The following is a 14,101-nucleotide window of genomic DNA, read 5'->3' on the forward strand; positions in this document are numbered from 1 at the left end:
GACGATTCAGACGGCGGCAAGCGGGATCGCACCGGGCCTGACCGGGGCCGGAAGATCCGACTCGCCCATCAGGAATGCGTCGACGGCGTGCGCCGCGCTGCGTCCCTCGGCGATCGCCCACACGATCAGGGACGCGCCGCGGTGGGCGTCCCCGCACACGAAGACCCCCGGCGCGTCGGTCTGCCAGTCCGACCCGCAGGACAGCGCGCCGCGGCCGTTGAGCTGCAGGCCGAGCTCGTCGAGCAGCGCCATGTGCTCGACTCCTTCGAACCCGATCGCCAGCAGCGCGAGCTCGCACGGCAGCTCGATCTCGGCGCCCACCGGGGTGATCTGGCGCCGGCCGGCGGCGTCGCGTTCGACCTTGACCTCCGCGATCACCATCGTCTTGAGGCGGCCCTGGTCGTCGCCGACGAACCGCTGAACCGCGACCTCGTACCGGCGTGCGCCGCCCTCGGCGTGCGCGGGCGAGGTCCGCAGCACCAACGGCCACGTCGGCCACGGCGAGCGGGTGTAGTCGCGTTGCTCGGGGGGCTCCGCGTTGTAGTCCAACTGCGTGACCGACGCCGCACCCTGCCGGTGAGCCGTGCCAAGGCAGTCGGCTCCGGTGTCTCCCCCGCCGATGATGACGACGTGCTTGCCCGCCGCGGAGATGGGCGACGGTCCGTCGCCCTCGCACTCCCTGTTCGCGGGCACCAGGTGTTCCATCGCGAGGTGCACGCCGTCGAGCTCACGGCCCTCGACCCGATTGTCCCGCGAACGCAACGCGCCGACGGCCAGCACCACCGCGTCGTGTTGGCGTCGCAGCCGTTCCACGGACAGGTCGACCCCGACCTCGCAGTCGGTGACGAAACGCGTTCCCTCGGCACGCATCTGCGCCAATCTCTGGTCGAGCCCCGACTTCTCCAGCTTGTACTCGGGGATGCCGTAGCGCAGCAAACCCCCGATGCGATCGTCGCGTTCGTACACCGTGACGTTGTGGCCCGCGCGGGTGAGTTGTTGGGCCGCAGCCAGTCCCGCTGGTCCGGAGCCGACGACGGCGACCCCCTTGCCGGTCGAGATGGCCGCCGGTTGCGGCTCGATGGTGCCGTCCATCCACGCCTGGTCCACGATCGACTGCTCGATGCGCTTGATCGTCACCGCACCGCCGGTCTGGTCTTCGGCGATCGACAGCACGCACGCCGACTCGCACGGCGCGGGGCACAGCCGGCCGGTGAACTCGGGGAAGTTGTTGGTCGCGTGGAGGCGGTCGCTGGCGGCGTCCCAGCGGCCGCGCCGAACCAGGTCGTTCCACTCCGGAATCAGATTGCCAAGCGGGCAGCCGGCAGATCCGGAGTGGCAGAACGGGATTCCGCAGTCCATGCAGCGTCGAGCCTGCTGCGAGACCTCGCCGGCGCGCTGGTGCGGATCCTGGCGTTCGTAGACCTCGCGCCAGTCGCCGACCCGCTCGTCGACCGGCCGCTTGGCCGCCTCGATCTTGGCCACCTTCAGGAAGCCGGTGGGATCAGCCACGCGTCGCCTCCATGATCGCGGTGTTCACGTCGCGTCCCTCCGCCTTGGCCATTCGGGTGGCGAACCGCACCTTCTCGTAGTCGGTGGGCATGATCTTGGTGAATTGACCGCTGCGCCTTGGCCAATCGGACAACAGTGACCGCGCGACCGTGCTGCCGGTGTAGCCCTCGTGCCGCATGACGACGCCGTGCAGCCACGCCAGGTCCTCGGCTTCGAGGCGTTGCAGCAGCACCATGTCGGGGTTGATCTTCGCGGGGCTCAGCCCAAGCACGTATGCGATGCCGCCCGACATGCCCGCCGCCATGTTGCGGCCCGTCGGGCCAAGCACCACGACGCGTCCACCGGTCATGTACTCACACGCGTGGTCGCCGACGCCCTCGACCACGGCCAGCGCGCCGGAGTTCCTCGCGCAGAAGCGTTCCCCGACCCGGCCACGGAGGAACACCTCACCCGACGTCGCACCGAAGAGCAGGGTGTTGCCTGCGATCACGTTGTCCTCGGGCAGGAACAACACGTCGTCGTCGGGCCCGACGACGACACGACCGCCCGAAAGCCCCTTGCCCACGTAGTCGTTGGCGTCACCGATCAGGTCGAGCGTGATGCCAGGCGGCAGGAAGGCCCCGATCGACTGGCCCGCCGATCCGGTGAGCGTGATGTGAATGGTGTCCTCGGGAAGCCCCTGGGCTCCGTAGCGCCGGGTCACCTCGGAACCGAGAAGGGTGCCCACCGTGCGGTTGACGTTGCGAATCGGGAGCTCGAGCCGCACGGGATGAGCGTCCTCGAGCGCCCCCTCGGCCAGCGCGATGATGGTCTGGTCGAGGGCATGTTCCAGGGCGTGGTCCTGATCGCGGACCTTGCGCCGCTGCGTCAACTTCGCCCCGTGCGCGTCGGTAGGCACCGCGAAGATCGGCGTCAGGTCGAGGCCCTGACTCTTCCAGTGTGCGATCCCCGGTGCGGTGTCCAGGGTCTCGGCCCGCCCGACGGCTTCGTCGACGCTGCGGAACCCGAGCTCCGCCAGATACTTTCGGATGTCCTCGGCGATGAACCGGAAGAAGTTCTCGACGAACTCGGGCTTGCCGTTGAACCGGGCCCGCAGTTCGGGGTTCTGCGTCGCCACCCCGACGGGGCACGTGTCGAGGTGGCAGACGCGCATCATGATGCACCCCGCCACCACCAACGGCGCCGTCGCAAAGCCGTACTCCTCGGCGCCGAGCAACATCGCCACCATGACGTCGCGCGCGGTGCGCATTCCGCCGTCACACTGCACGGTGATCCGGTCTCTCAACCCGTTCAGGACCAGCGTCTGCTGAGTGTCGGCCAGCCCGATCTCCCATGGTGCGCCCGCGTGTTTGAGCGACGTCAGGGGCGCGGCGCCGGTGCCACCGTCGTACCCGGAGATCAGCACGACGTCGGCGTGCGCCTTGGACACCCCTGCGGCGACAGTGCCCACGCCGACCGAGCTGACGAGCTTGACGTGAATCCGCGCTTGCGAATTGGCGTTCTTCAAATCGTGGATGAGCTGGGCCAGGTCCTCGATCGAGTAGATGTCGTGGTGCGGCGGGGGCGAAATCAGTCCGACACCCGGCGTCGAATGGCGGGTCTTGGCGATGTTCGGGTACACCTTGTAGCCCGGAAGTTGCCCACCCTCACCGGGTTTGGCGCCCTGGGCCATCTTGATCTGGATGTCTGTGGCGTTGACCAGGTAGTCGCTGGTCACGCCGAAGCGGCCGGAGGCGACCTGCTTGACCGCACTGCGCCGCCGAGGATCGTAGAGCCGGTCTCGATCTTCGCCGCCCTCGCCACTGTTCGACCGGCCGCCGAGCGCGTTCATGGCGATCGCCATCGTCTCGTGGGCCTCGGCGGAGATCGAGCCGTAACTCATCGCACCGGTGTTGAAGCGGGTGACGATCGACTCGACGGACTCCACCTCGTCGAGCGGCACCGGCTCGCGAAGTCCCGTCGTGAACTGGAACAGGCCACGCAACGCACCACCGTCGCGCGCCAGCCGATCGACCTCGTCGGAGTACTGCCGGAAGACCTCGTGCTTGCCCGTCCGCGTCGAATGCTGAAGCAGGAAGACGACTTCGGGGGTGAAGAGGTGTAGCTCTCCCTCCCTGCGGAACGCGTACTCGCCACCCACCTCGAGTCGACGGTGAACGCGCTCGGTGGGGTTCTCGGGATAGGCCCTGCGGTGGCGCAGTTTCACCTCTTCTGCGATGACGTCGAGGCCAACGCCGCCAAGCTGACTCGGGGTTCCGGTGAGGTACTCGTCGATCACGTCGCGGTTCAGGCCGATCGCCTCGAACGCCTGCGCACCCGTGTAGGACGCGACGGTCGAGATGCCCATCTTGCTCATCACCTTCATCACGCCCTTGCCGAGCGCCTTGAGGTAGTTGCGGACAGCCGTCGTCGGCTCGACGCCGGTGAGCTCGCCCTCCCGGATCAGGTCCTCGATGGATTCGAAGGCCAGGTACGGATTCACCGCGGCCGCACCGAAACCGATCAGCATGGCGATGTGGTGAACCTCGCGGGCGTCGCCGCTTTCGACCACCAGGGCGACGGTCGTGCGCTCCTTGGTGCGGACCAGGTGGTGGTGCACCGCCGACACCGCGAGCAGCGACGGGATCGGCGCCTTGGTGTGGTCGGAGTCCCGGTCGGAGATGACGAGCGACCGGTAGCCCTTCTTGATGGCCTCGCAGGCTCTCACGCGCAGGTCCTCGAGGGCGTCGGCCAGCCCTTCACCGCCTCGCTCGACGTCATAGAGCGCGCGAAGGACCTTCGTCTTGAGGCCCGGCTGCTCGCCGTCGGCGTTGATGTGGACGATCTTGTTGAGTTCGTCGTTGTCCAAGACGGGCCACTTCAGCCCGATCTGACGGCAGGACGCCGCCGTCGGCTCGAGAAGGTTGTGCTCGGGTCCCATCACCCGCGACATCGAGGTGACGATCGCCTCGCGGATGGCGTCCAGCGGCGGGTTGGTCACCTGGGCGAAGAGCTCGACGAAGTAGTCGTAGAGCAGCCGGGAGCGCTGCGAGAGCACCGCGGCCGGCGTGTCGGTTCCCATGGAACCCAACGGTTCTGTGCCCGAGGCCGCCATCGGCGTGAGCAAGATCCGCAGCTCCTCCTCGGTGTAGCCGAAGGAGATCTGCCGCCTGACCACCGAATCGTGGTTGGGCTGTACCCGCAGCCGTGCCGGAAGCGTCGCGAGATCCAACAGGCCCGAATGCAGCCACTCGTCGTAGGGCTCCGCAGCTGACAGCCCCTGCTTGATCTCGTCGTCGGACACGATGCGTCCGGCGTCGGTGTCGATCAGGAACATCTTGCCGGGCTCGAGCCGTCCCCTCGCCACGATCTGAGATGACGGGACGTCCAGCACGCCGCTCTCGCTGGCCAGGATGATTCGGTCGTCCAGGGTTCGCCACCACCGGCCGGGGCGTAAACCGTTGCGGTCCAACACTGCACCGACGACGGTGCCGTCGGTGAAGGTCACGCAGGCCGGCCCGTCCCACGGCTCCATCAGGGAGGCGTGAAACTGCCAGAACGCTCGCCGCGCCGGGTCCATGTCGACGTTGTTCTCCCACGCCTCGGGGATCATCATCAGGACGGCATGCGGCAGGCTGCGGCCGCCGAGGTGCAGCAGTTCGAGGACCTGGTCGAAGGACGCCGAATCCGAGGCCTCGGCCGTGCAGATCGGGGACAGCCGTGCGAGGTCGCCGGGGATTTGGGCGCTTGCCAGCATCGCCTCCCGGGCGTGCATGCGGTTGCGGTTGCCGCGGACGGTGTTGATCTCACCGTTGTGGGCGACGAACCGGAAGGGGTGCGCGAGCGGCCAGGACGGGAACGTGTTGGTCGAGAAGCGGCTGTGCACGATGGCGATCGCACTCATGCAGCGTTCGTCGCGCAGATCCGAAAAGAACTGCGGCAGTTGCATCGTCGTGAGCATGCCCTTGTAGGCAATGGTGCGGCTGGAGAGCGAGGCGAAGTACACCTCCCCCTGTTCGGCGAGTTTGCGAACCGGGTACACGCGGCGGTCCAGGTCGACGCCGCCGGGCCTGCTGCCGTTGCGCTCGGGTGCGGCGAGGAACAGCTGCGCCATGAAGGGCATGCATCCCAGGGCCGTCACACCGATGTCGGCGCCCTCGGGGTCGACCGGAACCGTGCGCCAGCCAAGGACTTCCAGTCCCTCGTCGACGGCGATCGACTCGATGCGATGCCGTTCGGCGTCGCGGACAGCGGGATCTTGCGGGAGGAAGCAGATTCCCGTGGCAAAGGTGTTGGCGCCCTGCTTGTTTGGCGCCGGAAGGTCGAAGTCGACGACCTCGGCGAAGAGCTCAACGGGCAGTTGCAGAAGGATTCCCGCGCCGTCCCCGCTGTTGGGTTCGGCGCCAGCGGCGCCACGGTGTTCGAGGTGCTCCAAGGCGGTCAATCCGTCGGCGACGATCGAATGCGACCGGCGGCCCTTGATGTCGGTGACCATCGCTACGCCGCAGGAATCGGCCTCGTTCTCCGGATCGTAGAGACCCTGTGCTTTTGGCAACGCCGAGAACAACACTCGCAACACCTCCGCAGTCCGGAAACATCAGACAGGGACTGCGACGGCCCTCGGCGGCGAGTGTATCAGCGGCGCTGCGAACCTACCCGCCAATAAACGTCGGGACCAGCGGGAACCCGGGCAGGTTGCGGATGATCGTCCAGGCCACGCCGGTGAGGACAACGACGATCACGGCCGCGGTAGGCATCAACTTTCGGCCGCTCCGCCAGCGCAGAACCAGCCATAGTGCGAGCAGTGGAAGAGCGACGAGCATGAAGACGTTGTCGGTGACCGCCGCGGCGAAGTCGCCATGCAGAACGTCGTGGGTCATCCGAATGCCGCCGCAGCCGGGGCAGTTCCAGCCGGTGAGCAGACGGAACGGACACGCGGGGAAACCGAAGCCCGACGCATGCGGATCCCGCAGGCCGATGTAGGCGAGCGCGCCGGTGAGGGCCGCCGCGCTGCCGACGGCGGCGTACGGCGGAATTCTTCGTCGGGTCGTGTCACGAGGTTGCATGGCCAAACCAGCATGCCTGATTACGGTGCCTGCCGTCACCCCCGGTGCTTCGCAGTGTCCGATTAGCATCTGGCCCTGACATTTTCGGGTGTTGACACCAAAGTTATGCACAGTCCGTGATTCATCCCCAGATTGGGGTCTACGGCGAGAATCCCGGCGCGGACCTTAGCCGCCGAGAGTAAATTCGAATACATGTTCGACTCATTGGTGGCTTCCACGGCCGGTACCTCGGGTGCCAGTGCGGTGGAGTCGTGGCAGCGGGTGGAGTCCGCTGCCTGCGCTCGCCGCGCATGTTCCAGACCGCCCATGCCGCCGACGGGGCGGATGAGCGGGACCTGTGGTGCACCGACACCTGGGACGCCGTCGCCGCCCACATCGGCGCCGCACAACGCATCACCCACGGAGCCGCGTCCAACCAACTACTCATCGCCGTCGCGCTGCACGAGCGCTTCCCGCTGGTCGCTGCGGTGTTCGCCGAAGGGCTCATCACCTATCAACTGGTCCGGATCGTGGTGCAGCGTGGCGCCCTGGTCGTCGACCCGGACGCCCTGCACGAGTTGGACAAGTTGTTGGCCGAGGCGCTGAGCACCCGGGAACCGATGTCGGTCGCGACGGCGGAGAAGACCGTGGACGCGTTCGTCGCCCAGGTCGACCCGCAGGCTGTGCACCGGACAGAAACCCGCGCGCGTGGCCGCAGCGTCGACGTCGGGGAGGACGACGGCAGCGGGCGCCCTGGTCGTCGACCCGGACGCCCTGCACGAGTTGGACAAGTTGTTGGCCGAGGCGCTGAGCACCCGGGAACCGATGTCGGTCGCGACGGCGGAGAAGACCGTGGACGCGTTCGTCGCTCAGGTCGACCCGCACGCTGTGCATCGCACCGAGACCCGCGCACGGGGCCGGTCGGTGGACGTCGGGGAGGACGACGGGAGCGGAATGGCCACGGTGTTTGCGACTTTGTTCGCCACCGACGCGAAGGCCTTCGACGCGCGGTTGAGCGCGATCGCCAAGACGGTCTGCCCTGCCGATCCCCGGACCAAGGACCAACGCCGCGCCGACGCCATCGGAGCCATATCCCACGGGGCGGACCGCCTGGCCTGCCTCTGCGAAAGCGATGACTGCCCGGCCGGGGAGAACCCGCCCTCCACCGGGGTGGTGGTCTACGTGATCGCGAGCGCGGACACCGTCCGCGAACCCGAAGCACCCGCCCAACCGCCGCCGCCGCCTGGTGGGCCAGCCAGTCAAGGGCCTGACGATGCTCCCAAAGGCGCAGAAGAAGTCGTGCCGGGCAGCGCCGACCGCCCGAGTGACGCTGCGCCACAAGCTGAGTCGCGCGAGGACATCCACACCGACCCCGCCAACGAGCGCACCGCCCTCCGGGCAGCGCCGACCGCCCGAGTGACGCTGCGCCACAAGCTGAGTCGCGCGAGGACATCCACACCGACCCCGCCAACGAGCGCACCGCCCTCGACGGCGAACCCCCAGCATTGTTCACCAAGCCGCTACGCGAACTGACACTCACCGAAGCCCTCACCCCCACCCCGGGCCGCCTCGCCAACCTTCGGCCCGCCGCCCTGATGGGTGGACAGTTCCTGCCCGGCGCCATCGCCTGCCGCGCCACCATCGGGGCAACGATCACCCCGATCGTGCACCCCGGACAGGCCCCACCGGAACCCCGCTACCGATCCTCGAAGAAGCTGGCCGACTTCGTCCGCTGCCGCGACATGACCTGCCGCTTCCCCGGCTGCAAAGTGCCCGCCACCCACAGCGACGTCGACCATACGATTCCGTGGCCCTACGGGCCCACGGCGGCGTCCAACCTGAAGTGCCTATGCCGAAGACATCACTTGCTCAAAACGTTCTGGGGTGGCCAAAGTGGTTGGCGCGACGAGCAACTCGACGACGGCACGGTTATCTGGACCGCACCCGACGACCGGCGATACGTCACCACACCGGGCAGCCGCCTGCTCTTTCCCGAACTCAGCGAACCCACCGCATCGGTGGTCGCGTTGAAAGTTCCAAGGGCGCATACCGGCGGGCTGACCATGCCACGCCGCAAGACCACCCGAGCCCAAGACCGCGCCAACCGAATCCAACGCGAACGCGAACTCAACCAGCAGGAGTGCGAACTCGAGAACGATGAGGCCGAAGCTCAAGCTGACTATCCGGCCCCTGAGTCGCCCCCGCCGTACTAAGACGAAGAACGGTTAGTTTCGCTTCCACCAACGCCGGCGAGATGTGTTCGGCTTCACTGCAGCGGCCTGCGCCGATGCAGTGCCCTCAACGGCGGCGTCGTGAACTTCGGCGGCGTCGGCTTGTGCGGCYTCGAGCTCRTCGCCTTCGACTGAGCCCAGACCGTCTTCCGGGGCCGCAGAGTCAGTAGCGGCTTCCGCGGATGCTGTTCCGTCGACGGCGGCGTCGTGAACTTCGGCGGCGTCGGCTTGTGCGGCTTCGACTTCGTCGCCTTCGACCGAGCCAAGTCCGTCTTCGGGGGCCGCGGTGGAATCCTCAGCAGCGGTGTCGGCCGCGGCTTCCGCGGATGCGGCTCCGTCGACGGCAGCCTCATGGGCTTCGACAGCGCCGAGTTCGGCTTCGACCGCCTCGTCACCCTCCACCGACCCCAGGCCGGCTTCGCGGTGCTCGTCGGCCTCCGTGCCCGCCTCGGCGAACGCTTCAGCCTCGGCGATGTCCTCCGAGGACGCCGTCTCTACCTGCTCCGTCAGATCCTCCGTCTCCGCGGCGGCCTCCGACTCTGTATCCGCACCACCGGTGAACTCGGTTGCAGTGTCAGCGGCGGTCGCTTCGGCGGATGCGGTGCCTGCGACGGCGGCATCGTGGACCTCGGCGGCGTCTGCCTGGGCGGCATCGACCTCGTCGCCCTCGACGGAGCCAAGGCCGTCTTCGGGAGCGGCAGAGTCAGTGGCGGCTTCGGCGGATGCGGTGCCGTCGATGGCGGCGTCGTGCACTTCGGCGGCGTCTGCCTGGGCGGCTTCGACTTCGTCGCCCTCGACCGAGCCAAGTCCGTCTTCGGGGGCCGCGGTGGAATCCTCAGCAGCGGTGTCGGCCGCGGCTTCCGCGGATGCGGCTCCGTCGACGGCAGCCTCNTCGGCGGCGTCGGCTTGTGCGGCTTCGACTTCGTCGCCCTCGACCGAGCCAAGTCCGTCTTCGGGGGCCGCGGTGGAATCCTCAGCAGCGGTGTCGGCCGCGGCTTCCGCGGATGCGGCTCCGTCGACGGCAGCCTCATGGGCTTCGACAGCGCCGAGTTCGGCTTCGACCGCCTCGTCACCCTCCACCGACCCCAGGCCAGCTTCGCGGTGCTCGTCGGCCTCCGCGCCCGCCTCGGCAAACGCTTCAGCCTCGGCGATGTCCTCCGAGGACGCCGTCTCCACTTGCTCCGTCAGATCCTCCGCCTCCGCGGCCGCCTCGGATTCCGTGTCGGCGCCACCGGTGAACTCGGTTGCAGTGTCGGCGGCGGTCGCTTCGGCGGATGCGGTGCCTGCGACGGCGGCATCGTGGACTTCGGTGACGTCGGCATGGGCGGCTTCGACTTCGTCGCCCTCGACCGAGCCGAGCCCGTCCTCTGGGGCAGCCGTGTCAGCGGCAGTGGCTTCGGCGAGCGCTTCGGCCTTGTCCTCGTCACCCGCGACCTTGGCCGCAGCGACCACACCCGACGTGGCGGCGACGGCCACCAATTCCTCACCGATCTCGTCGACCACCGAGCGGTCGGCGTCCTTGCCTCGCAGGAGCGCCGGATCTTCCCGGCCCTTCGCCGCGACCATGATGTAGATAACCGCACCGATGAACACGAACGTCGACGTGAAGGTGTTCACCCGGATGCCCGCGATGAGCGATGCCGTGTCGCTGCGCATCAGCTCGACCCAGAATCGGCCGACGCAATAGCCGGCGACGTACAGCGCGAACAGGCGACCATGACCCAGCTTGAACCGGCGGTCCGCCCACAGCAGGACCGCGAAGATCAGCAGATTCCACAGCAGTTCGTACAGGAACGTCGGATGGACCACGGCGTACACCTGGCCAGTCGACACACCGTCAAGCGAATGCGGGCTGATCACACCGGACGGATCCAGCCGGTCGTAGATCGTCAGACCCCACGGCAGATCCGTTTCGCGACCGTACAGCTCCTGGTTGAAGTAGTTGCCAAGCCGGCCGATGGCCTGCGCCAGGATGATGCCCGGCGCAACCGCGTCGCCGAATGCAGGCAAGGGAATCCCCCGCCGTCGGCACGCAATCCACGCACCGACACCACCGAGCGCCACCGCACCCCAGATGCCGAGGCCGCCATCCCAAATTCGCAGAGCCGCAAGGAATCCCGCGCCGTCGGCACCAAAGTACTTCGGCCAGTCGGTCATCACGTGGTACATCCGGCCACCGATCAGGCCGAACGGCACCGCCCACAACGCAACGTCGTAGATGACTCCGCGTTCACCACCGCGGGCCTCCCACCGGCGGTCGCCGATGACCAGCGCCGCGACGATGCCGGTGATGATGCAGAGGGCATACGCCCGAATGGGGAGCACGCCGAAGAGGTGCCACACCCCCTGCGACGGACTGGGAATGAAGGCCAGAACGGTCGTCGTCACACTGCAATCCTCTGTCGCACACCCTCGGCGAGTTCTTCGGTCAACGCCCGGACCGCCGGAAGCCCGTCATTCAGCGCCGTCACCAACGCGGAGCCAACGATCACGCCGTCGGCATAGGCGGCGATCTCGGCGGCCTGCTCACGGGAACGGACCCCGAGCCCAACGCCGACGGGAATGTCGGACACCTCGCGGACACGCTGCACCAACTCGGGCGCGGCATCGGACACCGCGTCGCGCGCGCCCGTGACACCCATCGTCGACGCGGCGTAGACGAAGCCGCGTGACTTAGACGTCGTGGCAGCCAAACGCTCCGGCGTCGACGACGGCGCCACCAGGAAGATGCGATCAAGACCGTGTTGGTCCGACACCTGAATCCACTCGTCGGCCTCGTCGGGGATGAGGTCGGGCGTGATCAGTCCGAGGCCGCCCGCGGACGCGAGGTCGCGGGCGAACGCCTCGACCCCCCACTTCAGCACGGGATTCCAGTACGTCATGACGACGGCGTTGCCACCGGCGTTGGTGATCGCCTCGACCGCGGCAAGGGCGTCGCGGACGCGCACGCCGTTGCGCAGGGCCACCTCGGTGGCGGCGGCGATGGTGGGGCCGTCCATCCCTGGATCGGAATAGGCGACGCCGACTTCGATGATGTCGCAACCCGATTCGACCATCGCCGTCATCGCCGAGATCGAGGTGGCGACGTCGGGAAAGCCCGTGGGCAGATAGCCGATGAGCGCGGACCGGTTTTCAGCTCGGCAGGCGGCGAAGACGTCGGACAAGCCCTTGGCCGTCACAGCGCCGCCTCCTGCTCGTCGAGCAGACTGAACCACTTTGCTGCCGTCGCCACGTCCTTGTCACCGCGGCCGGACAGGTTGACCAGGATGACACCGCCAGGCCCCAGCTCACGGCCGAGTTCGAGGGTGCCCGCGATGGCGTGAGCGGATTCGATGGCCGGGATGATGCCCTCCGTGCGGCATAGCAGCGCGAACGCATCCATGGCCTGGGTGTCGGTGATCGGGCGGTAGACCGCGCGCCCGAGGTCCTTCAAGTAAGCATGCTCGGGCCCGACGCCGGGATAGTCCAAACCCGCTGAGATCGAATGAGATTCGATCGTCTGACCGTCCTCGTCCTGCAACAGGTAGGAGAACGAGCCCTGGAAGGCACCGGGTGAGCCGCCCGTGAAGGTGGCTGCGTGCCGACCGGTCTCGACGCCGTCGCCGGCAGCTTCGTAGCCGACCAGTCGCACATCGGGGTCGTCGATGAAGGCGTGGAAGATGCCGATGGCGTTCGAGCCGCCGCCGATGCAGGCCGTGACCGCGTCGGGCAGGCGCCCCGCCTGATCCAACATCTGGGCCCGTGCCTCCATGCCGATCACGCGCTGGAAGTCGCGGACCATGGTCGGGAACGGATGCGGGCCGGCCGCCGTGCCGAAGCTGTAGTACGTGTCGTCGGCGTGGGCGACCCAGTCGCGGAAGGTCTCGTTGATGGCGTCCTTCAACGACTTCGAGCCGGATTCGACCGAGACGACCTCGGCGCCCAGCAGTCGCATCCGGGCGACGTTGAGCGCCTGGCGCGCGACGTCGACCGAGCCCATGTAGATCACGCACGTCAAACCGAGCAGCGCACACGCGGTGGCGGTGGCCACACCGTGCTGGCCGGCGCCGGTCTCGGCGATGATGCGGGTCTTGCCCATCTGCTTGGCGAGCAGACCCTGCCCGAGGGCGTTGTTGATCTTGTGAGAACCCGTGTGGTTCAGGTCTTCTCGCTTGAGGAAGATCCGAGCGCCGCCGGCGTGCTCGCTGAGCCGCTTCGCCTCGTAGACCGGTGAGGGCCGACCGGTGTAGTGGCGCTGCAAGCGGTCGAGTTCGTCGAGGAAGGCCTGATCGGTCCTGACCTTCTCGTAGGCCGCGGTCACCTCTTCGATGACGGCCATGAGGGCTTCGGGGACCAAACGTCCGCCGTAGGTGCCGAAGTGGCCCTTGGCGTCGGGATCGTGCGTCGATGGTTCGGCAATGGCTGCGCTGGAACGCGGCAGCTCTGGGCCTACGAGATCTCCCACTGTCTCAGCGCGACGGTTTGGGGCAGGACGGATGCGTGCCCGCGGTGACGAGGTCGGCGACGGCGGTGCGGGGGTCACCACTGGTGACCAGTCCCTCACCGACGAGAACGGCGTCAGCTCCGGCACCGGCATACGCGAGGAGATCCGCGGTGCCACGAACGCCGGACTCGGCGATGCGGATGATGTTGGACGGCAGGCCCGGCGCAATGCGCGCGAAGCAGTCCCGGTCAACCTCGAGAGTCTTCAGATCGCGAGCGTTGACTCCGATGACGCGGGCACCGGCCTGCAGTGCGCGGTCGGCCTCTTCCTCGGTGTGAACCTCGACCAGGGCGGTCATGCCGAGCGACTCGGTGCGGTCGATCATCGACACCAACGCCGACTGCTCGAGTGCGGCGACGATCAGTAGCAGCATGTCCGCGCCGTGGGCGCGGGCCTCGTGGATTTGGTACGGGCCGACGATGAAGTCCTTGCGCAGCACCGGGATCGTCACCGCGGCACGAACGGCATCCAGATCGTCGAGCGAGCCGTGAAACCGGCGCTCTTCGGTCAGAACGCTGATGACCCTGGCTCCGCCATCCTGATAGGCACGAGCCAAGTCGGCGGGATCGGCGATCTTCGCGAGCGCACCGCGTGACGGGCTGGCCCGCTTGACCTCGGCGATCACGCCGATTCCGTCGGCACGCAACGCCGCCATGACGTCCAGCGCCGGGCGCGCGTTCTTGGCTTTTTGCTTGACCTCGACGAAGCTGACGACGGCCTCGCGTGCGGCTGTATCGGCTCGAACTCCCTCGATGATGGAGTCCAGCACGGTCCCCGTACTCATAGGCCGTCGCTCCCTTTCACACCCTCCGGAAGTACCCAGATAATCACTTCCACGAAGGGTAGTCGCCAGC

General features: G+C 67.7%; 9 protein-coding genes and 3 pseudogenes. 3 read left to right on the forward strand and 9 right to left on the reverse strand.

Annotated elements, in window-relative coordinates; all coding sequences use genetic code 11:
- Nucleotides 1-6: 6 nt before the first annotated feature.
- From ASD37_RS02965 to ASD37_RS02975, 3 genes are all read right to left on the reverse strand, one after another.
- Nucleotides 7-1,509 carry a glutamate synthase subunit beta gene (locus ASD37_RS02965; RefSeq protein ID WP_056547843.1) on the reverse strand — a complete coding sequence of 501 codons (1,503 nt, stop codon included), beginning with the start codon at nucleotides 1,507-1,509 and terminating at the stop codon, nucleotides 7-9.
- Complete coding sequence (gltB, locus tag ASD37_RS02970) at nucleotides 1,502-6,058, reverse strand: glutamate synthase large subunit (RefSeq protein ID WP_056547846.1); 4,557 nt, start codon at nucleotides 6,056-6,058, stop codon at nucleotides 1,502-1,504. Before gltB ends, ASD37_RS02965 begins: the two co-directional genes overlap by 8 nt.
- An 82-nt stretch (nucleotides 6,059-6,140) precedes the next feature.
- Nucleotides 6,141-6,554 (reverse strand): DUF2752 domain-containing protein, encoded by a 414-nt coding sequence (locus ASD37_RS02975; RefSeq protein ID WP_056547850.1) that lies wholly within the window; start codon nucleotides 6,552-6,554, stop codon nucleotides 6,141-6,143.
- A 290-nt stretch (nucleotides 6,555-6,844) separates the two neighbouring features.
- Between ASD37_RS02975 and ASD37_RS32660 the strand changes: the two are divergent.
- Nucleotides 6,845-7,018: pseudogene (locus tag ASD37_RS32660) on the forward strand (DUF222 domain-containing protein); the annotation flags it as partial.
- Here ASD37_RS32660 and ASD37_RS32115 read toward each other — a convergent pair.
- Nucleotides 6,974-7,222: a hypothetical protein gene (locus tag ASD37_RS32115; RefSeq protein ID WP_056547853.1), complete on the reverse strand. Its 249-nt coding sequence runs from the start codon at nucleotides 7,220-7,222 to the stop codon at nucleotides 6,974-6,976. The pseudogene ASD37_RS32660 and the gene ASD37_RS32115 sit on opposite strands and share 45 nt — an antisense overlap.
- A 19-nt stretch (nucleotides 7,223-7,241) precedes the next feature.
- On the opposite strand from ASD37_RS32115, the gene ASD37_RS02985 reads away from it, so the two are divergent.
- Both ASD37_RS02985 and ASD37_RS02990 read left to right on the forward strand, forming a co-directional pair.
- Nucleotides 7,242-8,066 (forward strand): DUF222 domain-containing protein, encoded by an 825-nt coding sequence (locus tag ASD37_RS02985; protein WP_056547857.1) that lies wholly within the window; start codon nucleotides 7,242-7,244, stop codon nucleotides 8,064-8,066.
- On the forward strand, nucleotides 8,039-8,746 hold the full coding sequence (locus ASD37_RS02990; protein WP_056547863.1) for an HNH endonuclease signature motif containing protein: 708 nt from the start codon (nucleotides 8,039-8,041) through the stop codon (nucleotides 8,744-8,746). The genes ASD37_RS02985 and ASD37_RS02990 overlap by 28 nt, the downstream gene beginning before the upstream one ends.
- Before the next feature lie 12 nt (nucleotides 8,747-8,758).
- Here ASD37_RS02990 and ASD37_RS32120 read toward each other — a convergent pair.
- The 5 genes and pseudogenes from ASD37_RS32120 to trpC form a co-directional block, all read right to left on the reverse strand.
- Nucleotides 8,759-9,655, reverse strand: a pseudogene (locus ASD37_RS32120) (hypothetical protein); the annotation flags it as partial.
- Nucleotide 9,656: 1 nt separating this feature from the next.
- Nucleotides 9,657-11,152 (reverse strand): annotated as a pseudogene (gene lgt, locus ASD37_RS32125) (prolipoprotein diacylglyceryl transferase); the annotation flags it as partial.
- Nucleotides 11,149-11,943 (reverse strand): tryptophan synthase subunit alpha, encoded by a 795-nt coding sequence (gene trpA / locus ASD37_RS03000; protein WP_162253220.1) that lies wholly within the window; start codon nucleotides 11,941-11,943, stop codon nucleotides 11,149-11,151. The pseudogene lgt and the gene trpA, both read right to left, overlap by 4 nt.
- Nucleotides 11,940-13,208, reverse strand: a complete 1,269-nt coding sequence (gene trpB, locus ASD37_RS03005; RefSeq protein ID WP_056547868.1) for a tryptophan synthase subunit beta — start codon at nucleotides 13,206-13,208, stop codon at nucleotides 11,940-11,942. Before trpB ends, trpA begins: the two co-directional genes overlap by 4 nt.
- A 4-nt stretch (nucleotides 13,209-13,212) precedes the next feature.
- Nucleotides 13,213-14,031 carry an indole-3-glycerol phosphate synthase TrpC gene (gene trpC, locus ASD37_RS03010; protein WP_056547871.1) on the reverse strand — a complete coding sequence of 273 codons (819 nt, stop codon included), beginning with the start codon at nucleotides 14,029-14,031 and terminating at the stop codon, nucleotides 13,213-13,215.
- Between the last annotated feature and the right edge of the window lie 70 nt (nucleotides 14,032-14,101).

It is taken from the genome of Mycobacterium sp. Root135, assembly GCF_001426545.1.
In the GTDB taxonomy this organism is placed as follows: Bacteria; Actinomycetota; Actinomycetes; order Mycobacteriales; family Mycobacteriaceae; genus Mycobacterium.

What these genes read in the sequence shown, in the direction of transcription:
- ASD37_RS02975 (WP_056547850.1), bottom strand. Translation starts at nt 6,554, where the DNA reads ATGCAACCTCGTGACACGACCCGACGAAGAATTCCGCCGTACGCCGCC.
- trpC (WP_056547871.1), bottom strand. Translation starts at nt 14,031, where the DNA reads ATGAGTACGGGGACCGTGCTGGACTCCATCATCGAGGGAGTTCGAGCC.